Source organism: Thermocatellispora tengchongensis (genome assembly GCF_014202315.1).
GTDB classification, from domain to species: domain Bacteria; phylum Actinomycetota; class Actinomycetes; order Streptosporangiales; family Streptosporangiaceae; genus Thermocatellispora; species Thermocatellispora tengchongensis.
Genome location: NZ_JACHGN010000022.1, coordinates 134,488 through 154,672 on the forward strand (window position 1 = coordinate 134,488; position 20,185 = coordinate 154,672).

Consider the following 20,185-nt stretch of genomic DNA (forward strand, 5'->3'; position numbering starts at 1 on the left):
GATGGGTCCGGGCCACATGGCCGTCTTGGGGGGTAAGTGTCCCGGGACGTACGGGACAAACCCCTGCCGCCCCCCTCTGATTCGCGACGCGCCCGGGTGCCGTCGTGGCGCTGACGGCCACGAGCGGCCTTACATCATTTAGGCTCGTCAAGGATGACTAGCGAGGACCAGGGGAACGCCGCGGCTGCGCGGGGCCCCGTCGAGGACGAGGTGCACGTGGTCGCGGAAGACACCACCAAGAAGCCTGCCGATGACGACAAGGGCAAGAAGGGCTCGTTCTGGAAGGAACTGCCCGTTCTGGTCGTAGTAGCGCTGGTCCTGGCGCTGATTATCAAGACGTTCGTGGTCCAGGCGTTCTACATCCCCTCCGAGTCGATGGAGAACACCCTGCTGACCAACGACCGGGTGCTGGTCAACAAGCTGGTCTACCGCACGCGCGACATCGAGCGCGGCGACATCGTGGTCTTCTCCGGCGTCGACTCCTGGGACCCCGAGGTCCAGTTGGAGGAGCCGTCCAACCCGGTCGCCGGCTTCTTCCATTGGGTCGGCACCGCCTTCGGGGTGGTGCCCGGCGAGAAGGACTACATCAAGCGCGTCATCGGCGTGGCCGGCGACAAGGTGAAGTGCTGCGACTCCAAGGGGCGCGTCACCGTCAACGGCGTCGCGATCGACGAGGAGAGCTACCTCTATCCGGGCGACGTCCCCTCCCAGCGCTTCTTCGAGGTCACCGTGCCCGAGGGGCGGCTGTGGGTGATGGGCGACCACCGCTCGGTCTCCCTCGACTCCCGCTCCCACACCGGCGACCCGGGCGGCGGCACGATCCCCGCCGACCAGGTGATCGGGCGCGCGTTCGTCATCGTCTGGCCCTTCTCCAGGGCCGCCACGCTGCCGATCCCCGACACCTTCGCCCAGCCCGCCCTCCAGACCGCCGCCGCGCTCGGTGGCGCCACCCCGGCGGTCGCCGGGTTCGCCCTGGCCTTCCCGCTGGTCCTGCTACGCCGGCGGCTGCGGATCAAGCGGAGCGCCTCACGATGACGGCCGCCACCGAGAACGGCGACGAATCCCCGAAGCAGCCGCCCGCCGAGGCCGAGAAGCGGGACGCCGAACCAGCCGACCCCGCCGAGCCCGCCAAGGACGTCACTGAGGGCGCCACTGAGGGCGCCACCGCCTCGGACGGCCCCAAAAAAGGCAAAGGCATCCTGGGCGGCATCCGTGAGACCGTCTTCCTCACCCTCGCGGGCGTCGTGATCGCGCTGCTGGTCAACGCGTTCGTGATCGGCTCGTTCTGGATTCCGTCCGAGTCGATGGAGGACACCCTCCTCGTAGGCGACCGCGTGATCGTCAACAAGCTGAACGGCGACGCCGAACGCGGCGACATCGTCGTCTTCAAAGGCTGGAACGGTCTCGACACCATCAAACGCGTGATCGCCGTGGGCGGCGACACCGTCGAGTGCTGCGACGCGAAGAAGCGCATCACGGTCAACGGCGTGCCGATCGAGGAGAAGGGCTACCTGCACCCCGACGACTACCCGTCGGGCGAGTCCTTCAAGGAGAAGGTGCCCCAGGGGCGCCTGTGGGTGATGGGCGACCACCGCTCGGCGTCCAGCGACTCCCGCGACCACGGCACGATCGCCGAGAGCGACGTCATCGGCCGGGCCGTCGTGATCTACTGGCCCTTCACCCGGATGACCGTTCTGTCCAGACCGGAGACTTTCGACAGGGTCCGATAGCCGTGAGAGGCATGAGGCGCGTACTCTGCCTGTGTCATGACTGATGTGTTTCGCCCTCGACCTAGCGTCGTCAGGCGGGATTCGGGGCTCTACGGCTACGAGCGTGCCCTGACACGACGGGGGCTGGCTCCGATAGCGGGGGTGGACGAGGCGGGCCGCGGGGCCTGCGCCGGTCCTCTCGTCGTGGCCGCGGTGGTGCTCGGCAAGGAGATCGACGGCCTCGCCGACTCCAAACTGCTCACACCCGCGACCCGCGAGGCGCTCCACGACCGCATCATGGCCACCGCCAAGGCGGTCGCCACGGTCGTCATCCCCCCGCAGGAGATCGACGCGCGGGGCCTGCACAAGTGCAACGTGACCGGCATGCGCCGCGCCGTGGCCCGGCTATCCTGTGAACTCGGCTATGTGCTCACCGACGGGTTCCCCGTCCCCGGCCTGCCCGCGCCGTCACTGGCGGTGTGGAAGGGCGACCAGGTCGCGGCGTGCGTCGCGGCGGCGTCGATCGTGGCGAAGGTCACGCGAGACCGCATCATGACGGCCCTGGACGAGCACCATCCGGAGTACGGTTTCGCCGTGCACAAGGGTTATGTCACCGCTCGGCACCGTATGGCGCTCCATCGCCACGGCCCGTGCCCGCACCACCGATTTTCGTTCATCACGGTGGCGCGGTCAGGGCTGGGTAACGAGATAGGTGAGAATGAAGTGGGGGCCGGTGTTGCCTGACCAGGCAGCCCGGGGGAGGCGTGTGACAGGAGGATCGGGATGAGCGCAGAAGATCTCGAAAAGTATGAAACCGAGATGGAGCTGCAGCTCTACCGCGAATACCGCGACGTGGTGGGCTTGTTCACCTACGTCGTGGAGACCGAGCGGCGGTTCTACCTCACCAACTCCGTGGACCTCGACGTACGCACGGCCGAGAACGGCGATGTGTTCTTCGACGTCAAGATGCAGGACGCCTGGGTCTGGGACATGTACCGCCCGGCGAGGTTCGTGAAGAACGTCCGGGTGGTCACCTTCAAGGACGTCAACGTCGAGGAACTGGCCAAGCCCGACCTGGAAATGCCCAAGGAAGGCTTCTCCGGCTAATTCCCCCCAAATCACCACAAATACCAAACCAAGCCCACAAACCCCCCTCCGGCCCCCACAGCCACGTCTTCACCACGCCCAAATCCGCCACCCCCGGCCAGGCCGCGCCTCAGCAGAGTGCTCCGCCCCCTCTCCAGCCCTCTGCCGCCTCCCTCCGGCCCCGGCCACACACCCCCAGACCCGTCCCCGGGCAGACGGCAGGCACTTCCGCGTCAAGACGCCCTCCTCCGCCGCCGGCAACGTCCCCTGCCCGCCGCCACCGCCCCGCCCGATGCGAGTGCGGCCACGCTCACCGGCAGCGCCGCCACAAGCACCGCCCCTCCCCGCGCATACGACCCTCAAGCGCCTCTCATCCCCCTGCCCCCCCGGCATCCGCCCGCCCGGCCGCCGCCACCCCAGCCGCAAACAACACCCGCCACCCGCACCCGCCCGTCCGCGTAACCTCCCCCGGCGCGCCCCATCCGCGTCCGCGCACAGCGCTCGGACGCTCCCTCCCGCGTCCACAGGCGCTCGTTCCGCCCGCTCGCACGCCCGAACGCTCCCCGCCTGCAAGCGCCATGACGCCGCTTGCCGTCTGACAGGGGCGTGCCCGTTCGTATGCGCCCAAGCGGGTGCGTAGCCCCCAGCACGCGACGCTCGCCCCGCCGCACCCGTACGCACCCGCCCTCACCGCGTGCCCCCTGGCAGGAGTCCGCACCGCCCGTACGCCCACAGCCACCCACGCACAGACGCCCATAAGCGCCCCGCCTGCACCCGCCCGCACTCCGACGACAGCCGGAGCGCATAGTCGCAGCAGGCATCGCTCCGCCGTGACCAGTCGGCATAGCCGGCCGTCCGCAGCCGACACATGGCCGCCCGTGCGCAGCCGATACATGGCCGCCCGTGCGCAGCCGATACATGGCCGCCCGTGCGCAGGCGGCACAGGCCGCCCGTGTGCAGGCGGCACAGGCCGCCCGTGTGCAGGCGGCACATGGCTGGCCCGTGCGCAGCCTCACAGCCCGCGCATCCCCGCAGCCGGTTATCCACACCCTGCTACTCCTCGCTCTCGCCTATCCACAGAATCGCGTTCGGCTCCACCTGCCGTCCTTTCCCTGAGAGAAGGTCGGGGCCGGAGGTGGTCCGATGGCCGCGAAAGACAAGCTCGGCAAGGACGGCGAGCAGCTCGCCGTGGAATACCTGCAGGCAGGTGGCATGCAGGTCCTCGACCGCAACTGGCGGTGCCGCGAGGGTGAGATCGACGTGGTGGCGCGCGACGGGGGCACCCTGGTCATCGTCGAGGTGAAGACCCGCTCCGGGCACAGCCACGGCAGCGCGCTCGAAGCGGTGGACCGGGGCAAGCTCGCCCGCCTGCGCGCCCTCGCGGGCAGATGGCTGTCCGAATGGCAGGGCGAGCGCTTCGACTCGGTGCGCATCGATGTGATCGGCCTGGAGAAGGTGGGCAGGACCTTCGCGATCCGCCACGAGCGCGGGGTGATCTGAGATGGCCGTCGCCCGTACTCGCTGCGTCGCGATCGTCGGGGTGAGCGGCCACGTGATCGAGGTCGAGTGCCACATCTCGAACGGCCTGCCCGGCCTGCACCTGATCGGCCTGCTCGACACCGCGCTCAACGAGGCCAGAGACCGCGTCAGGTCAGCCGTGATGAACAGCAAGTACGGCTGGCCCGACTCGCGGATCACGATCAGCCTCTTCCCGGCCAGCCTGCCCAAGCGGGGCAGCCAGTTCGACCTGGCCATCGCGGTGAGCCTCCTCGGCGCGGCGAACGTCATCCCCATCGAACGGATCGCGGAGCCGTTCTTCCTCGGCGAGCTGGGCCTCGACGGGCGACTGCGCCCCGTCCGGGGCATCCTGCCCGCCGTGGCCGCCGCAGGTGACGCAGGGGCGACGAAGGTGGTCGTACCGGCCGCCAACGCCGAGGAGGCCGCGCTCGTGCCCGGCGTCACGGTCCTGCCGGTGGGCGACCTCCGCACGCTCGTCGAGTGGCTGCGCGGCCCCGACCACGATCGCGTACCCCCGCCGGGGCTGTTCGGCCCCTCTGCCGACCCCGACGACGCCCCGCCCGCCGCCGCTCAGAACGGCCAGGCCACCGCCTCCGTACCCGACCTCGCGCGCCCCGCGCCCGACCTTCGCGACGTCGCGGGCCAGCCGCTGGCGCGCAAGGCGCTGGAGGTGTGCGCGGCGGGCGGCCACAACCTGTGGATGCTCGGACCGCCGGGCACGGGCAAGACCATGCTGGCCGAGCGCCTCCCCTCGCTGCTCCCGCCTCTGTCGCTGGACCACGCGCTGGAGGTCACGGCCATCCACTCCATCGCCGGCACTCTTCCGGCGGGGCGTCCCCTCCTGGACCGCGCGCCGTTCGTCAACCCTCACCACACCGCCACGGTCGCCGCCATCGTGGGTGGAGGCACCGGCGTGCCCCGCCCCGGCGCGGTGTCGCTGGCCCATCGCGGGGTCCTGTTCCTGGACGAGGCACCGGAGTTCCCGATGGCCGTACTCGACTCGCTGCGCCAGCCTCTCGAATCCGGCACGGTCACGGTGGCCCGCGCGTCCGGCTCGGTGACCTTCCCCGCGCGCTTCATGCTCGTGATGGCCGCGAACCCGTGCCCGTGCGCCGAGGCCTCCGACGCCTGCCAGTGCACGCCGACGATCCGGCGCCGCTACCTCGCCAGGCTGTCGGGCCCTCTCCTGGACCGCATCGACGTCAAGGTCGCCGTCGCCCGTTCCACCCGCACCGAACTCCTGGCCGACCGCCGTTTCGCCGAACCCAGTGCGGTGGTCGCCGAACGCGTGCTCGCCGCCCGCGAACGCGCCGCCAAACGCCTGGCCCCCACGCCGTGGCGGGTCAACTCCGAACTCCCCGCCAGCGCTCTGCACGGCGAGTTCCGCCCGTCCCCGGCGGCCATGAAGCCGCTGACCACCTGCCTGGACAACGGCGCCCTGAGCGCCCGCGGCCTTGACCGCATAGTCCGCGTGGCCTGGACCCTGGCCGACCTGGCGGCCAAGGACCAACCCGAGGTCGAGGAGACCTCGGCCGCCCTGGCGATGTGGCTGGGAGTAGGCGCCTGACCGGCCACGACCACACCGGCACCCCGAAGGGAACCACATGAGCACGCCCCCCAACCCGGAGCCCGTCCCCACCCCGCCCCACCAGGCATTCGCGGGCCACGCCACCGACGACTCTCGGTCGTACGGCCCGCACGACCCGTCGGCCCCGCACGCATCACGAACGGCCGCCGAGCATGACGCCACCCCTGAGGGCGCCGACCTTCTCCACGCCCCTCAACCGCACGCTCAGCCTGCTGCCGAGGGCGAGCGCCCCTTGCCGTGGGCAGGTACTGCGGGCAGCGCGGGGTCTGGAGAGCCCGGGATGCCATCCCAGGGCGCCCAACTACAAGCCCTTCATACAGGTCGGCATGCCCTCCGTGATCCACACCCGGTGCATGACGAGTACGTCACACGTGATCCACATGCGCTGTCCACCCAGGATGGCGCACCGTATGTGCTGCCTGACCAGGGTGTTGCACTGCATGATCCGCCTGACCAGCGCGCCGCGTCGCGTGTGCCGCCCGAGCAGAGCGTGGCGTCACCTGTGCCGCCCGAGGCGAGCGTGGTGTCGCATGTGCCGCCTGAACTGGGCGTGGCGTCACCTGTGCTGCGGGTGCCCGCTGTGGTGCCGTCTATGCCACCCGAGCCGGGCGTGGCGTCGCATGTGCTGTCCGAGCCCGATGTGGTGTCCCCTGTGCTGCCCGAGCCGAGTGTCGCGCCGCATGGTCTGCTCGGTGAGGGTGCCGCGCTGCATGCACTGCCCGACCAGGGAGTTGCGCCGCATGGTGCCCCCGAGCAGGGCATGGCGTCGCACGGGCTGCCGGAGCAGCGGGTTGCGCCTCATGGGGTGCCGAAGCAGGGAGTAGCGCCGCATGGTCTGCCCGAGCAGGGCGTGACGTCGCCTGTGCCGCCTGACCTGGGTGTCGCGCTGCATGAGCCGGATGACCGGGGCGTCGCGCTGCATGTGCTGCCTGACCAGGCTGTCGCGCCCCATCACCCGCACGAACGGGACGTGACGCCCCGCCCGGTCCAGGATCAGGACGTCGCGCATCACAAGGCGCCCTCCGACACCGCACTTGATGAGGTCAAGCTGGCGAGGGTGACACTGATGCGGCTGGCCGATGCGGGAGATCCCGTCATGGGGAGGCTGGTCAGCCTTTGGGGTCCGTTGGAGGCGCTGGAGCGCATTCGGCGCGGTGACATGGCACTCGGGCCGGGAGAGGTGGGCGGAGAGGCGGGGGGAGAGGAAGGGGAGGGCGGTGAGAGCTGGAAGCGCTTCGCCGACGGATTGCGGCGTCGTCTAGGCGCATGGCGAGCGCGACTGCGCGGGGTGGACCCCAAACGCGATCTGGCCGTGGGCGAGGCGTGCGGTGCTCGCTTGATCGTTCCGGGTGACATCGAGTGGCCGAGCCAGCTTGGCGACCTCGGGGACACCCAGCCCTTGGGGCTGTGGCTCAACGGGTCGGTCAACCTGCGGTTCTCCTGCCTGCGGTCGATCGCCGTCGTCGGCTCTCGCGCCGCCACGGCGTACGGCATCCACATGGCGGCCACCCTTGGCGCGGAACTGAGCGGGGCGGGCTGGACGGTGATCAGCGGCGGCGCGTACGGCGTGGACGGCGCGGCCCACCGGGGCGCGCTGACCGGGGAGGCACCGACGATCGTGGTGCTGGCATGTGGCGTGGACCAGTGCTACCCGAGAGGTCATGACACCCTGTTCGCGGCCGTTCGAGGTCAGGGCCTTCTCGTGAGCGAGTGCCCGCCCGAGGTGTTCCCGACCCGCGCCCGCTTCCTCATCCGCAATCGTCTGATCGCCGCGCTGTCGAGGGGCACGGTGGTCGTCGAGGCGGCGCTACGCAGCGGCGCGCTGAACACCGCCAACCACGCTCTCGCGTTGCAACGCCACGTGGGCGCGGTCCCCGGCCCGGTCACCTCCGACGCGTCCGCGGGCTGCCACCAGTTGCTGCGGCAGGGCAAGGCCATCTGCGTGACCAGCGGCGAGGACGCGATCGACCTCGTGGGCCTGATAGGCGGCGACCTGGCCCCCGACCGCCGCGGTCCCGTCCTCCCACGCGACAGGCTGAGCGAGGTCAGCCGCCGGGTGCTCGACGCCGTACCCGCGAGGGGAGGCGCGGGCCCAGCGGCCATCGCGGTCAGCGCAGGCGTGGACCTGACCACGGCCCTCAGCACCCTCGGCACCTTGGCAGCCGCCGGCTACGTCCACCACTCACCCAAGGGGTGGCGAATAGTCCGCCGCCCGTGATGTCCAGCCTGGGGGCGAGTGTCCGGCAACGGCGGATCTTCCGCAAACCGGGAGAGGTGTGCTGGAACCTGCGCAAACGCTACGTCCTCCCGCGGTCTCCTGCCGACCGTGGCCGTCGGCCAGTCGCGGGGGCCCGGTGGTGGGCCTGCCCGGCGCAGGTGCGCAGGTGCGCAGCTTGGCTGGGGTGTGGTCAGAGGTGGTGGGCTCGGTGCTGCGGTTGTGGTGGGTGCTTGACGTGCTGTGGTGGCGGTGTGGCCGTCGGGAGTTGGTAGATGCTGGCGGTCCCCCGTCCCCCGTCCCCCGTCCTCGGTCCCCGGTCGCCGGTCGGCCGGTTCCCGGTCGCCGGTCGGCCGGTTCCCGGTTCCCGGTCCCCGGTCGGCCGGTTCCCGGTTCCCGGTCCCCGGTCGGCCGGTTCCCGGTTCCCGGTCCCCGGTCGGCCGGTCCTCGGTGCCGGTGCCGCTGCCGGTGCCGAGGCTCGGGCTGGTCCGCTGTGCGGCCGGTGCGGCGGGTGGTGGGTGGGTGTGGTGCGCCACGCCACCACTGCAGAGCACCAGCACTGACCAGGGCCACAGATACCACAGGCACCACGCATCAGCCCTCAGCCCCAGCACCGACCCCATCCCAGCAGGCAACGCAGCAGCACCGCCGACCAACCTCAACCCGCCACCCGCGGACAACGCCACACACCGCATCGCACGGAGCACAGCCGCCGCCCCACGCACCATCACCGACTACGGCCCCCAGGGGTGGTTGATCGATGGGAAGTCCCGGGTGGCTGTGTCACCGTTCGGGAGGAGGCGGCCGGAGGGCGTCGCGTTTCCGTAAGTTGCGGCATCCACCCCCATCCCGTCGGGCGCAAGATCCACCGTTGCCCGGACACTCCCTCCGGGGTCAGTGGTAGCCCGATGCTCAGGTGTCCAGTGGCCTGGGAGCGGAATGTGCCTGCGGTGGGGTGTGTCACCGTTCGGGAGGAGACGCCCGGAGGGCGTCGCGGTTCCGCAAGTTGCGGCATCCACCCCATCCCGTCGGGTGCAAGATCCACCGTTGCCCGGACACTCCCCTGCGGTGCAACCCGCTGCCCCTGGCTCGCGGTTTCCTGACTGATGGGCGGCCTGTCTCACCCGGGTGTGTCCTCCGTGATCAGGAGTTACACCGTTGTTCTTACGCTTCCTCTCACCCGTCGCTTACCGGGTGCCTTCTTGCGTTTCCTGGCCTGTTGGGGCCCCTTCTCGATCGGATTTCTCGCCATGACAGTGCGCCTCTTTGGACTTCGCGGCTTCGTCGGCTCGCTGGGCGTCTCTGGTTTGCGGTCGGTCGGTGGAGGGGGGTGGCCGGCAGTGGGAGGGGGCGGTGCCTGCGGTGTTGATGGGCGGTGTCGTGCTGGCTCGTGTGTGGGCGCTGGCTCTTCTCGGCTTTCTGGTTCGGCTGTCGCTGGACGGGGGCTTCGGGGGGTGGGGTGGCGGTCGTGGGGTGGACGGTTGGGGGTTGTTTGGGTGGTGTGGGGGGCTTTTGTTGGGGTCGTGGTTCTGGGCTTGGCGCACTCCGGTGGTGGTCGGGTTGGCTCGTCCTGGGTGACGGCGGCGGGTGGTGTGCTTGTTGACCATGACGGGGTTGGGGCGTCGCATGGCTCTGGGGAGGTACGGACTCAGGCGGGTGGTGGTTCGGGTGGCGGCGCCTTGTCTGGTTCCGTGGGGCGGGCGCTGCGGTGGGGGTGGCCGGTGGTGGGGGAGGCGGTTGTCGTGCGGGGGTTCGATCCGCCTGCGGCGCCGTGGCTGGCGGGGCATCGGGGGGTCGATCTGGCGGTGGGAGGGGGTGATTTCGTCCGGGCGGCGGGAGCGGGGGTGGTGAGCTTCGCGGGGCCGGTGGCCGGGCGTGGGGTCGTGGTGGTGGCGCATCCGGGTGGGTTGCGGACCACGTACATGCCGGTTCGGCCGTCCGTCCGGCGTGGGGAGCGGGTTGCGGCGGGGGACGTGGTGGGGACGGTGGAGCCGGGGGCCGGTCATTGCCCGGACGTGTGCCTGCACTGGGGGTTGCGGCGGGGGACGCAGTATCTCGACCCGCTGCTGCTCCTCGGCCGGGGCGGGTTTCGGCTGCTGCCCGTGGGCGATAGGAGGGGGTTGACCGCAGGCGGTCAGCGGGGGGCGGGAACGGGTACACTTTTCGGTGGCCTGTGACTTGCGGGCCGACTTCGCGCGCCCGGCGGCGATGCCGCCCCTTCGGTCCGGACGTGAGTCCGGTCGGGGTGGCTCGGGGCGCCAGGGCGGAGGCCGTACGGCTTCCGCGTAACCGAGAACAGCGCCCAGCGATGGGCGCTCCGACCAGGAGGCACCATGGCTCCCGTCGTCACCATGCGACAGCTCCTTGAGAGCGGCGTCCACTTCGGGCACCAGACCCGGCGCTGGAACCCGAAGATGAAGCGCTTCATCTTCACCGAGCGCAACGGCATCTACATCATCGACCTGCAGAAGTCGCTGTCGTTCATCGACCGTGCCTACGACTTCGTCAAGGAGACGGTCGCCCACGGCGGCACCATCCTGTTCATCGGCACCAAGAAGCAGGCCCAGGAGGCCATCGCCGAGCAGGCCACGCGGGTCGGGATGCCGTACGTCAACCAGCGCTGGCTGGGCGGCATGCTCACCAACTTCTCCACCGTGCACAAGAGGCTCCAGCGCCTGAAGGAGCTCGAAGAGCTCGACTTCGACAACGTGGCCGGCTCCGGGCTCACCAAGAAGGAGCTCCTGATGCGCCGCCGCGAGAAGGAGAAGCTGGAGCGCACCCTCGGCGGTATCCGTGACATGTCCCGGGTGCCGAGCGCGGTGTGGGTCGTCGACACCAAGAAGGAGCACATCGGGATCAACGAGGCGCGCAAGCTCGGCATCCCGGTCGTCGCGATCCTCGACACCAACTGCGACCCCGACGAGGTCAACTACCCGATCCCGGGCAACGATGACGCGATCCGCGCCGTCAGCCTGCTCACCCGCGTGATCGCCGACGCGGTCGCCGACGGGCTCATGGCCCGCGCGGGCGCCGGCCGCGGTGACGAGAAGCCCGCGGGCGTCGCCCAGGCCGAGCCGCTGGCCGAGTGGGAGCGCGAGCTCCTTGAGCGCGCCGAGGGCGAGGCTCCGGCCGCCGAGGCCGAGGCCGAGGCCGGCGAGGGCACCGCCGAGAGCGCGGCTGCCGAGGCTCCCGCCGAGGAGGCTCCGGCCGCCGAGGGCCCGCAGCAGGCCTGAGGCCGATGGGCCGGCGCCCGAGCGTCCGTCCGAGCACCCGGGAGATGCTTCAGGGGGCTCGGAGGCTCGGGCTGAGGCCCCGCGGCGCGGGCGGGCGAGCGGCTGTGTGTTCGCGGCCGTTCGTTCGGGTCGCGTCGCGTCGGCCCGTCTCCCATGGCCCGGCTGTCCGGTCCTTCCGGTTCGTCCCCGGTGGTTCGTTCCGCCGGGGTTCGGTCGATCCGGTTCGGGGCCGGCGCCTTGGTCGGCTCCCGGTCGGTTCGGGCGGGGGCCGGTCGATCCGGTTCGGGGCCGGCGCTCTGGTCGGCTGCCGGATGGTTCGGCCGGGGTTCCGGTCGGTTCGGTTCGGTTCGGTTCGGGTTCCGGTCGGGGTCCGAGGCTCCGGGGTCCGGGGGCCGAGCCTCCAGGGTCCGGGGGCCGGGGTTCTGGGGTCCGAGGCTCCGGGGGCCGGGAGTGCGGCCGCCGGTGGGCTCGGCCGGGGCCGGGGCGGGCAGGGCGTGCGGGTGGTCCGGGTGCGGGCCGCGGCCGGAAGCGGTGGCGGCGCGGCGCGGGCGTACTGCGGCCGGGAACGGGAAGTGCGGTGGTGCGGGGCTTCCGGCGCCGCCGCGACCAGCAAGGCTCCCAACGGGTGGGCGGGCGTGAACCCGTCCACCGCACCACGACGACGACGATCCCACGAGGGAAAGACAGACAATGGCTTCTGTGAACATGGCCGACGTCAAGCGGCTTCGTGAGCTGACCGCGGCCGGCATGATGGACTGCAAGAAGGCGCTGGAGGAGGCCGAGGGCGACTTCGACAAGGCCATCGAGATCCTGCGCATCAAGGGTGCGAAGGACGTCGGCAAGCGCGAGGCCCGCACCGCCTCCAACGGCCTGGTGGCCGTGAGCCGGCCCAGCGACTCGCTCGCCGCGCTGCTTGAGCTCAACTGTGAGACCGACTTCGTCGCCAAGGGCGAGCGCTTCCAGGAGCTCGCCGCGACCGTGGTCGAGCACATCATCGCCACCCGCCCGGCCGACGTGCCGACCCTGCTGGAGTCCCAGATCGACGGCAAGACCGTCAAGGAGCTGCTGGACGAGGCGAACGCCGCGCTCGGCGAGAAGATCGAGATCCGCCGGTTCGCCCTGCTGGAGGGCGGGTACATCGGGACGTACCTGCACAAGACCGACCCGCAGCTCCCGCCGACCGTGGGCGTGCTGGTCCAGCTCGACGAGGCCAACGCCGAGGTGGCCAAGGACATCGCGCAGCACACCGCCGCGATGGCGCCGAAGTACCTCAGCCCGAACGCCGTCCCGGCCGACGTCCTGGAGAAGGAGCGCGCGGTCTTCGAGCAGATGACGCGCGAGGAGGGCAAGCCCGAGGCGGCCCTGCCGAAGATCGTGGATGGCCGGATCAACGGCTGGTACCGCGACTTCACCCTGCTGCAGCAGGCGTTCGTGAAGGACCCGAAGAAGACGATCGCCAAGGTCGCCGAGGAAGCGGGTGTGAAGGTCCTGGCCTTTGTCCGCTACAAGGTGGGGCAGGCTTAGTCTTACTACCAGCCCCGATAGAGTTCCAGACGAGGAGGCCGCCGTCGTGCAGGACAACACCGAACCCGCTACGTCGGCGGTTTCGTCGCATTCCGGCCCGCTGCGCTGGAAGCGCGTGATGCTGAAGCTGTCCGGCGAGGCGTTCGCCGGCGGGGAGCCGCTGGGCATCGACCCGACGGTCGTGGGCAAGCTCGCGGACTCAATCGCCGAGGCGGTCCAGGAGGGCGTGCAGGTCGCCGTCGTGGTGGGCGGGGGCAACATGTTCCGGGGGGCCGCGCTCTCCGAGCAGGGGATAGACCGTGCCCGGGCCGACTACATGGGCATGCTGGGCACGGTCATCAACTGCCTCGCCCTCCAGGACTTCCTGGAGAAGCGCGGCATCGACACCCGTGTGCAGACGGCGATCACCATGCAGCAGGTCGCCGAGCCGTTCCTGCCGCGCAGGGCCATCCGTCACCTGGAGAAGGGACGCGTCGTCATCTTCGGTGCCGGCCTGGGCTCACCGTTCTTCTCCACCGACACCTGCGCTGCGCAGCGCGCCCTGGAGATCGGCGCGGAGGCGCTGCTGAAGGGGACGCAGGTCGACGGGGTGTACGACTCCGACCCGCGGAAGAACCCCGACGCCGTACGCTTCGACCATCTCGAATACGGCGAGGTCCTCACCCGCGGCCTCGGTGTCATGGACGCCACCGCCATCAGCCTGTGCATGGACAATGGACTGCCCATCGTGGTCTTCGACCTCATGGGCGATGGCAACATCCTTCGGGCGGTCCGCGGTGAGAAGATCGGCACGCTGGTGAGTCCGGCAAGGTAAGTCAAGCCCGTGGCATACGGGGGCAAATCCCCTTGTAGGCAGGGAAATAGGGAGCCGCTGTGATCGACGAAACCCTCCTCGAAGCCGAGGAAAAGATGGACAAGGCCGTGGCGGTCGCCAAGGACGACTTCGCCGGCATCCGCACGGGCCGCGTCACCCCGTCGATGTTCAACAAGATCACCGCCGAGTACTACGGCACGCCCACTCCGATTCAGCAACTGGCCTCGTTCCACGTGCCCGAGGCCCGCATGGTGATCGTGCAGCCCTACGACAAGGGCGCCATGGGCGCGATCGAGAGGGCGATCCGCGACAGCGATCTCGGCGTGAACCCGAGCAACGACGGCCAGGTGATCCGGGTGGTGTTCCCCGAGCTGTCGGAGGAGCGCCGCAAGGAGTACATCAAGGTCGCGCGGACGAAGGCCGAAAGCAGCCGGGTCTCGGTGCGCAACATACGCAGGCACGCCAAGGAGATCCTCGACAAGCTCGTCAAGGACGGCGAGGCCGGCGAGGACGAGGTGCGCCGGGCCGAGAAGGAGCTCGACGACCTCACCCAGAAGCATGTCGCGAAGATCGACGAGCTGCTCAAGCACAAGGAGAGCGAGCTGCTCGAGGTCTGAGCCCGAGCGCAGGCATGGTCATGATCCTTGCGCCGCCTTCGTGTGGTGCAAGGATCATGCGTTAGAAAGTTAGGACCCCCCTTGGAAGCAGCCGCCGGAAGTCACAGGTCGTCGCGTTCATCGACCTCGTCGGGTTCGTCGGCTTCGTCATCCACGCCATCTGCGTCGGGTTCGTCATCCGCGTCGGGTTCGTCATCCTCGCTGTCCGCGTCGTCCTCGTCATCTGCGTCGTCCTCGCTGTCCTCGTCCTCGTCGTCTTCCTTGGGCTCGCTGGGCTCGTCGGGTTCGTCGGGGGTGGCTTCGCGGGGTTCGTCGGGTTCGGTGGGTGCATCGGGTTCGCCGGCTTCGGCTGAGGCGTCCGGCGGGGGCGGGTCTTCTGAGGGCGAGCCGGTGCTCGGCGCCGGGGGCAGGGGTATGTCCGGTGCGCGGGCTCGGGGGGAGCGTGCGGCCGACGGGGGGAGCGGTGGCACGGCGGTGAGCGAGGGCGACGGTGTCCCCTCCGATGAGGACGGTGCCGGGGGTTCTTCCGGCGAGAACGACTCCGGGGGTGCGGGTTTCGGCGGAGACGGTGATGGGGGGCGCTCTGCCGGCCGGGGGGATGGTGGCGATGGCTCCGCAGGTGGCGACGGTGACGGTGGTTCTCCTGGGGGGAACGCCGGGGGCTCTGCGGGTGGCGATGGCGAGCGGGCCTCTTCCGGGGGGTCCGGCGAGGGGGCCGCGTCCGGTGGGAACGGCCGGGGGGCCGGATCCGGGGGTGGCTCTTCCAACGGCGACGGCGGGCCCTCGGGGGTGAGTGGGCGTACCGGGCGGAACCTGCCCGCCGCGATCGCGGTCGGGCTGGGGCTCGGGGCGCTGGTCGTGGGGACGCTGTACACGGTCAAGGCGCTGTTCCTGGTCGTGGTGGCGGTGGCGGTCGGCATCGGCGTGACCGAGCTGGTCAACGCGTTCGCCACGCGCGGGATCAAGGTGCCCGCGATCCCGGTGGTCGCGGGGCTGGCGGTGATGCTGGGCGGGGCCTACTGGGGCGGGCCGGCGTCGCTGGTCGGCGCGTTCGCGCTGACGGTGTTCGTGCTGCTCACCTGGCGGATGTTCCAAGGTGAGGAGAACTATGTCCGGGACGCCGCGGCCAGCGTGCTCGCGGCGGTCTACCCGGCGCTGCTGGCCGGGTTCGTCGGCCTGCTGCTGGCGCCCGACGACGGGCGGGAGCGCGTGGTGGTGTTCATCGCGGTCACCGTCGCCAGCGATATCGGCGGATATGCCGCGGGCGTGCTGTTCGGCAAGCACAGGATGGCCCCGGTGATCAGCCCGAAGAAGACCTGGGAGGGGTTCGCGGGCTCGGCGCTGGCGTGCATGCTGGTCGGCGCGTGGCTGGTGACCTGGCTGCTGGACGGTGAGATCTGGCAGGGAGCCCTGCTCGGCGCGGTCGCGGTGGTGTTCGCCACGCTCGGCGACCTGATCGAGTCGGTGATCAAGCGCGATCTCGGGCTGAAGGACCTCGGCTCGATCCTGCCGGGGCACGGCGGGCTCATGGACCGGCTCGACTCGCTGGTCGCGACGCTGATCCCGGTGTGGGTGCTGCTGACCCTGTTCGTGTAGCGGGGCGCGGCTAACGGATGTAGCGGTCCGACGGAAGGTGGAGCGGGCCCGGGGCCTGGAGCTCCTGCTCGGTGATGGGGGCCAGCCACAGCCACCGTACGGCCTCGCCGCCGAAGGTGAAGCCGCTCAGATCGGGCAGGCCGGGTGGGTCGGCGGTGAGCAGCACCCCGTGGAAGCCCGAGCCCATCGGGAACGTGGCCGGCTCGTGGTACCACTTGGCGGTGTGCCCGTGGCCGAGCCAGGTCACCGAGTGCCAGGGGTACTGGGCGAGCCACAGGAACAGGCGGGCAGCCTCGCGGGCGTCGCCGCGGGTGGCGAGGGCCAGTTCGACCCGCGCGTACGCCTCCGGCCGGTCGATGTACTGCTCCACCGTGGGCATCCGCTGGCAGCTCATGCCGACGGTGGAGACGATCGTGTAGTCCCGGCCGCGCTCGGGCGGGCGCTCGGTGATGCCGATCGTCGGCATGCGCCCGCCGCTGCCGTCCCAGTAGCGGCCGGCCGTGCCGACCCGGCTGTCCAGGTGGCCCATGACGAACTGCTGGAAGGACGCCCACGCGCCGTCGGCGCGCCGCCACTGCCAGTACGCCGCCGCCTTCGCCACCCGGGGCCCCAGCCCTTCCATGGCCTCGGCCAGGGCCCAGGCGAAGGCCGTCTCCCCGATGGCGTCGCGGGCGTACCCGGGCATGCTGCGGGTGAGGTCCGCCCAGCCGGGGATGACCGCGAGCAGGTCGCCGTCCTCGTAGACGGCGGCGCCGTCGCCCTCCTCGAACCACAGCACGCCGATGTCGCCCAGGGGGCGGCGCCCCTCGGGATGGCGGGTGTTGGCGCGCGGCATGACCGGGGGCAGCCCGGCGTTGAGCCGGGCGAGGTCGATCACGGGCGGGGCGGGGACGTGGTTGGCCAGCCAGACGGCTCCGTGGACCTGTCCGCTCGGCGCGCACAGGTAAGCTACTGAGGACGTCTCGTCGCGTTCGACCACCAGTGTGCGGCTGCCGTACGGGCTGGTGTCGGTGAGCACGACCTCGGCGCCGTCCGGGGTCCACCGACGGCCGTCGTCGTGATCCGAGGAGCCGGCCGGGCGCGATATCGCCATACATCTGGACTTTAGATCACGCGGGCCATGGAGTGTCCGGACAAATGATGCCGAGAGAGGGCGTGTACGAAGTGTCGCCAGTCGCCGGAAGCGCCGGGGAACGCACCAGCAGGCCGCAGCCGGTCGAGATCGGCCGCCGGCCCGAGCCCGGCAAGCTGACCTTCACGCCCCCGCGCCGCGCCAAGCCCGCCCGCCACCTCGCCGACCTCACCATGGAGGAGCGCCGTACGGCCGTCGCCGAGCTGGGCGAGAAGCCGTTCCGCGCCGACCAGCTCTCCCGGCACTACTTCGAGCGGCTGACCCACGACCCGGGCGCGATGACCGACCTGCCCGCCGCCTCCCGCGAGCGCCTGGCCGGCGAGCTGCTGCCGTCGCTGCTCACCCCGGTGCGCGAGATCACCTGCGACGGCGGCACCACCCGCAAGACGCTGTGGCGGCTGTTCGACGGCGCGCTGGTGGAGTCGGTGCTGATGCGCTACCCCGACCGCACCACCATGTGCGTGTCCTCGCAGGCGGGTTGCGGCATGAACTGCCCGTTCTGCGCCACCGGCCAGGCCGGGCTGACCCGCAACATGTCCACCGCCGAGATCGTGGAGCAGGTCGTCGCGGGCGCGCGGGCCCTGGCCGCGGGCGAGGTGCCGGGCGGCCCCGGCCGGGTGAGCAACGTGGTGTTCATGGGCATGGGCGAGCCGCTGGCCAACTACAAGGCCGTGATCGGCGCGGTGCGCCGCCTCGTGGAGCCGTCGCCGCGCGGCCTCGGCATCTCGGCCCGCGGCGTGACGGTCTCCACGGTCGGCCTGGTCCCCGCCATCGGCAAGCTGGCCGATGAGGGCCTGCCGGTCACGCTCGCGCTGTCGCTGCACGCGCCAGACGACGAGCTGCGCGACACGCTGGTGCCGATCAACACCCGGTGGAAGGTCGCCGAGGTCCTGGACGCCGCCTGGTCGTACGCCGCCAAGACCAAGCGCCGCGTCTCCATCGAGTACGCGCTGATCAAGGACATCAACGATCAGGAGTGGCGCGCCGACCTGCTCGACCGGCTGATCCGCAACAAGCTGGTGCACGTCAACCTGATCCCGCTGAACCCGACGCCGGGCTCGAAGTGGACGGCCTCGCGCCCGGAGGACGAGCGGGCGTTCGTGCGCCGCCTGGAGTCGCACGGCGTACCGGTGACGGTCCGCGACACCCGGGGCCGCGAGATCGACGGCGCCTGCGGGCAGCTCGCCGCCGCCGAGTAGCCGCCGGCGTCCTGGCCGGGTCCGTGAGCCCGCCGCCGAGCAGTCGCGGGCGTCACGGGCGGGTGCGTCAGCCCGCCGCAGGGTAGCCGCCGGAAGCGTCATGGGCAGGTCCGTGAGCCCGCCGCCGAGCGGTCGCCGGCGTCATGGGCGGGTGCGGCGCAGCAGCGCGTACGCCGTGAGCGCCGCCGCCGACCACAGCACCGTCGGCACCGCGAACGCGGCGAAGGACGCGGTGAGGGTGCCGTCGCCCGCCGCGCGCATCCAGCCCAGCACCGGCACCAGCACCCGCCCGGCAGGGGTGGCGCTGAGCAGCAGCAGGCCGACGTACCCGCCGAACAGGGCGAGCATCGAGGTCGCCGGTGAGGGGAACACCGGTCTGCTGGTGAGCGCGCCGAGGGCGGTGCCGACCAGCGCGCCGAGCGCGTGCAGCGCGGCCCCTTGCAGGATCACCGCCGGGCCCGGCGTGACCGCGAACCCGTACAACAGCGGCGTGCCGACCGCGACGGCGGCCAGGCCCGCGTTGACCGCGGCGGCGGCAACGAGCCCGGCGATCACCTCGCGCCCCGCGGAGCCCGCGGCGGTCATGGAGACGAGCCGCTGCTCGGCGGGCTCGGTGTCGAGCAGGCCGCGGGCGGCCCAGGCGAACACCACGATCAGCAGCCCGGCGGAGTCGGCGTAGGAGGAGGTCTCGGCCCCGGCCGGCACGGCGACCGCGTAGAAGATGCCGAGCATCACGATCAGCCCGATCAGCGGCTGGAACAGGCGGTGCGAGCGGGCGTACGCGGCCAGCTTGAACCCGGCCAGGAAGATCGCCGCACCCGCGGCGGACCTGCCGCTCATCGCTCCCCCTCCCGCACCGCGTCCGCCACGCTCCCGGAAGGTCCGGGCGCGGGGCGCGCGGCCTGGGGGAGGGCGGCTGTGGGGTAGCTGTCGCCCGGGCGGCCGGCCGCGGTGGAAGGTGGGTCCTGCGATGGAGGCTTCGGCTCGGTGGGCACGGGCTCGTCGAGCGGGGGCTCGCCGCGTGTGGGCCCGCCGCGCGGGGGTTCGATGGTGAGGGTGGGCTCGGTGGTGGCGGCGGGTTCGGTGGTGAGTGTGGGTTCGTCGGGCGGGGGTTCGGTGGTGAGTGTGGGTTCGTCGGGCGGGGGTTCGGTGGTGCCGCCTCTGACGCGGGCCTCGTAGCCCTCGGCGCGTAGCTTGGCGGCGACCTCCTGGGCCCGCGTCGATTCCACCAGCACCTCCACGATCGAGGTGGACACGTGCCGTCCCGCCGCCACCGCGTGCCCGGCCACCGAGACCGGGCGGACCGAGGGGACCCCGCGCAGGCCGCCCTGGTGGTCGCTGACCACGACGATGCCGCTGGCGGCTGCCACCTCGGCGATGATGACCGGCAGCTCGGCCATGGTGTGCGTGTCGAGCCCGGCGAACGGCTCGTCCAGGATCAGCAGGCCGGGGCGGGGCAGCAGGGCCTGGGCCAGGCCGACCTTGTGCGCGCTGCCCTTGGACAGGTCGCGGAGCGGCTGTCCGAGCAGGGCGGTCATGCCCAGGCGCTCGGGCAGGTCGCCGAGGCCGTCGCGGACGCCGCGGATGCGGGCCATCGCGGCGAGGTAGGCCGCGACCGTGAACGGCTGCTCCACAGGGAAGGTCTCCGGCGCGTAGCCGACGACGGCGGGGCGGCCGGTGACGGAGCCGGTGGTGGGGCGCAGGGCCCCGGCCAGCATCTTGAGCAGGGTGGACTTCCCCGCCCCGTTGCGGCCGGTGACCTCGACGATCTCGCCGGGACGCAGGTCCAGGCCGACCTCCCGCAGCACCCAGGGACCTCGCCTGGTGTAGCGGAACGACACGTTGGTCAGGCGCATAGGGGACCGAGCGTATCGGGTCTGGCGTAAGGTTCATGTCTCGCTTTCGCCGGTCGCGCGATCCACAATGAGGTACGGCGACGGGAACGAAAGGTTAC

At 71.3% G+C, this 20,185-nt stretch carries 18 protein-coding genes; 14 read left to right on the forward strand and 4 right to left on the reverse strand.

What is annotated here, in order from left to right:
- Positions 1 to 153: 153 nt before the first annotated feature.
- The 12 genes from lepB (HNP84_RS39365) to frr all read left to right on the forward strand — a co-directional run bounded on the left by lepB (HNP84_RS39365) (position 154) and on the right by frr (position 14,304).
- Positions 154 to 1,035, forward strand: a complete 882-nt coding sequence (lepB, locus tag HNP84_RS39365) for a signal peptidase I (protein WP_185055148.1) — start codon at positions 154 to 156, stop codon at positions 1,033 to 1,035.
- The gene (gene lepB / locus HNP84_RS39370; RefSeq protein ID WP_185055149.1) at positions 1,032 to 1,730 is read left to right on the forward strand and encodes a signal peptidase I; all 699 of its coding nucleotides are present in this window, start codon (positions 1,032 to 1,034) and stop codon (positions 1,728 to 1,730) included. The genes lepB (HNP84_RS39365) and lepB (HNP84_RS39370) overlap by 4 nt, the downstream gene beginning before the upstream one ends.
- A 36-nt stretch (positions 1,731 to 1,766) precedes the next feature.
- Positions 1,767 to 2,453 carry a ribonuclease HII gene (locus HNP84_RS39375; RefSeq protein ID WP_185055150.1) on the forward strand — a complete coding sequence of 229 codons (687 nt, stop codon included), beginning with the start codon at positions 1,767 to 1,769 and terminating at the stop codon, positions 2,451 to 2,453.
- Between the two features lie 39 nt (positions 2,454 to 2,492).
- The gene (locus HNP84_RS39380; RefSeq protein WP_067184127.1) at positions 2,493 to 2,816 is read left to right on the forward strand and encodes a DUF2469 domain-containing protein; all 324 of its coding nucleotides are present in this window, start codon (positions 2,493 to 2,495) and stop codon (positions 2,814 to 2,816) included.
- A gap of 1,122 nt (positions 2,817 to 3,938) precedes the next feature.
- Positions 3,939 to 4,295 (forward strand): YraN family protein, encoded by a 357-nt coding sequence (locus HNP84_RS39385; protein WP_185055151.1) that lies wholly within the window; start codon positions 3,939 to 3,941, stop codon positions 4,293 to 4,295.
- 1 nt (position 4,296) lies between these two features.
- Positions 4,297 to 5,880: a YifB family Mg chelatase-like AAA ATPase gene (locus tag HNP84_RS39390; RefSeq protein WP_185055152.1), complete on the forward strand. Its 1,584-nt coding sequence runs from the start codon at positions 4,297 to 4,299 to the stop codon at positions 5,878 to 5,880.
- Between the two features lie 370 nt (positions 5,881 to 6,250).
- Positions 6,251 to 8,119: a DNA-processing protein DprA gene (gene dprA / locus HNP84_RS56450; protein ID WP_312926773.1), complete on the forward strand. Its 1,869-nt coding sequence runs from the start codon at positions 6,251 to 6,253 to the stop codon at positions 8,117 to 8,119.
- A gap of 1,247 nt (positions 8,120 to 9,366) precedes the next feature.
- The gene (locus tag HNP84_RS55515; protein WP_221337313.1) at positions 9,367 to 10,293 is read left to right on the forward strand and encodes a murein hydrolase activator EnvC family protein; all 927 of its coding nucleotides are present in this window, start codon (positions 9,367 to 9,369) and stop codon (positions 10,291 to 10,293) included.
- A 156-nt stretch (positions 10,294 to 10,449) separates the two neighbouring features.
- A complete protein-coding gene (gene rpsB, locus HNP84_RS39405; RefSeq protein ID WP_185055154.1) occupies positions 10,450 to 11,349 on the forward strand; it encodes a 30S ribosomal protein S2 in 900 nt (299 codons plus the stop codon).
- A gap of 690 nt (positions 11,350 to 12,039) precedes the next feature.
- Entirely contained in the window at positions 12,040 to 12,873 is an 834-nt protein-coding gene (tsf, locus tag HNP84_RS39410; protein ID WP_185055155.1) for a translation elongation factor Ts, read from the forward strand.
- 118 nt (positions 12,874 to 12,991) lie between these two features.
- Complete coding sequence (pyrH, locus tag HNP84_RS39415; RefSeq protein WP_221337335.1) at positions 12,992 to 13,687, forward strand: UMP kinase; 696 nt, start codon at positions 12,992 to 12,994, stop codon at positions 13,685 to 13,687.
- A gap of 59 nt (positions 13,688 to 13,746) precedes the next feature.
- Positions 13,747 to 14,304 carry a ribosome recycling factor gene (gene frr, locus HNP84_RS39420; RefSeq protein ID WP_185055157.1) on the forward strand — a complete coding sequence of 186 codons (558 nt, stop codon included), beginning with the start codon at positions 13,747 to 13,749 and terminating at the stop codon, positions 14,302 to 14,304.
- A gap of 101 nt (positions 14,305 to 14,405) precedes the next feature.
- Here the strand turns inward: frr and HNP84_RS39425 are convergent, their stop codons facing one another.
- Entirely contained in the window at positions 14,406 to 14,774 is a 369-nt protein-coding gene (locus HNP84_RS39425) for a hypothetical protein (RefSeq protein ID WP_185055214.1), read from the reverse strand.
- Positions 14,775 to 15,093: 319 nt separating this feature from the next.
- Between HNP84_RS39425 and HNP84_RS39430 the strand changes: the two genes are divergently transcribed.
- On the forward strand, positions 15,094 to 15,900 hold the full coding sequence (locus HNP84_RS39430) for a phosphatidate cytidylyltransferase (protein WP_312926775.1): 807 nt from the start codon (positions 15,094 to 15,096) through the stop codon (positions 15,898 to 15,900).
- 10 nt (positions 15,901 to 15,910) lie between these two features.
- On the opposite strand, the gene HNP84_RS39435 is transcribed toward HNP84_RS39430, so the two are convergent.
- Complete coding sequence (locus HNP84_RS39435) at positions 15,911 to 16,993, reverse strand: suppressor of fused domain protein (RefSeq protein ID WP_185055159.1); 1,083 nt, start codon at positions 16,991 to 16,993, stop codon at positions 15,911 to 15,913.
- A 44-nt stretch (positions 16,994 to 17,037) separates the two neighbouring features.
- Here HNP84_RS39435 and rlmN point away from each other — a divergent pair, with 44 nt between their 5' ends.
- Entirely contained in the window at positions 17,038 to 18,231 is a 1,194-nt protein-coding gene (rlmN, locus tag HNP84_RS39440; RefSeq protein ID WP_246519246.1) for a dual-specificity RNA methyltransferase RlmN, read from the forward strand.
- A 141-nt stretch (positions 18,232 to 18,372) separates the two neighbouring features.
- Here the strand turns inward: rlmN and HNP84_RS39445 are convergent, their stop codons facing one another.
- Together HNP84_RS39445 and HNP84_RS55520 are read right to left on the reverse strand one after the other, a co-directional pair.
- Entirely contained in the window at positions 18,373 to 19,071 is a 699-nt protein-coding gene (locus HNP84_RS39445; protein WP_185055160.1) for a hypothetical protein, read from the reverse strand.
- Positions 19,068 to 20,087 (reverse strand): ABC transporter ATP-binding protein, encoded by a 1,020-nt coding sequence (locus tag HNP84_RS55520; RefSeq protein WP_281396415.1) that lies wholly within the window; start codon positions 20,085 to 20,087, stop codon positions 19,068 to 19,070. The genes HNP84_RS39445 and HNP84_RS55520 overlap by 4 nt, the downstream gene beginning before the upstream one ends.
- Positions 20,088 to 20,185: the final 98 nt, after the last annotated feature.

Bases quoted from the DNA above. Each gene is read 5' to 3' on its own strand.
- lepB (WP_185055148.1), top strand. From the start codon at position 154: ATGACTAGCGAGGACCAGGGGAACGCCGCGGCTGCGCGGGGCCCCGTC.
- lepB (WP_185055149.1), top strand. From the start codon at position 1,032: ATGACGGCCGCCACCGAGAACGGCGACGAATCCCCGAAGCAGCCGCCC.
- HNP84_RS39375 (WP_185055150.1), top strand. From the start codon at position 1,767: ATGACTGATGTGTTTCGCCCTCGACCTAGCGTCGTCAGGCGGGATTCG.
- HNP84_RS39380 (WP_067184127.1), top strand. From the start codon at position 2,493: ATGAGCGCAGAAGATCTCGAAAAGTATGAAACCGAGATGGAGCTGCAG.
- HNP84_RS39385 (WP_185055151.1), top strand. From the start codon at position 3,939: ATGGCCGCGAAAGACAAGCTCGGCAAGGACGGCGAGCAGCTCGCCGTG.
- HNP84_RS39390 (WP_185055152.1), top strand. From the start codon at position 4,297: ATGGCCGTCGCCCGTACTCGCTGCGTCGCGATCGTCGGGGTGAGCGGC.
- HNP84_RS55515 (WP_221337313.1), top strand. From the start codon at position 9,367: ATGACAGTGCGCCTCTTTGGACTTCGCGGCTTCGTCGGCTCGCTGGGC.
- rpsB (WP_185055154.1), top strand. From the start codon at position 10,450: ATGGCTCCCGTCGTCACCATGCGACAGCTCCTTGAGAGCGGCGTCCAC.
- tsf (WP_185055155.1), top strand. From the start codon at position 12,040: ATGGCTTCTGTGAACATGGCCGACGTCAAGCGGCTTCGTGAGCTGACC.
- pyrH (WP_221337335.1), top strand. From the start codon at position 12,992: ATGCTGAAGCTGTCCGGCGAGGCGTTCGCCGGCGGGGAGCCGCTGGGC.
- HNP84_RS39435 (WP_185055159.1), bottom strand. From the start codon at position 16,993: ATGGCGATATCGCGCCCGGCCGGCTCCTCGGATCACGACGACGGCCGT.
- rlmN (WP_246519246.1), top strand. From the start codon at position 17,038: ATGATGCCGAGAGAGGGCGTGTACGAAGTGTCGCCAGTCGCCGGAAGC.
- HNP84_RS39445 (WP_185055160.1), bottom strand. From the start codon at position 19,071: ATGAGCGGCAGGTCCGCCGCGGGTGCGGCGATCTTCCTGGCCGGGTTC.
- HNP84_RS55520 (WP_281396415.1), bottom strand. From the start codon at position 20,087: ATGCGCCTGACCAACGTGTCGTTCCGCTACACCAGGCGAGGTCCCTGG.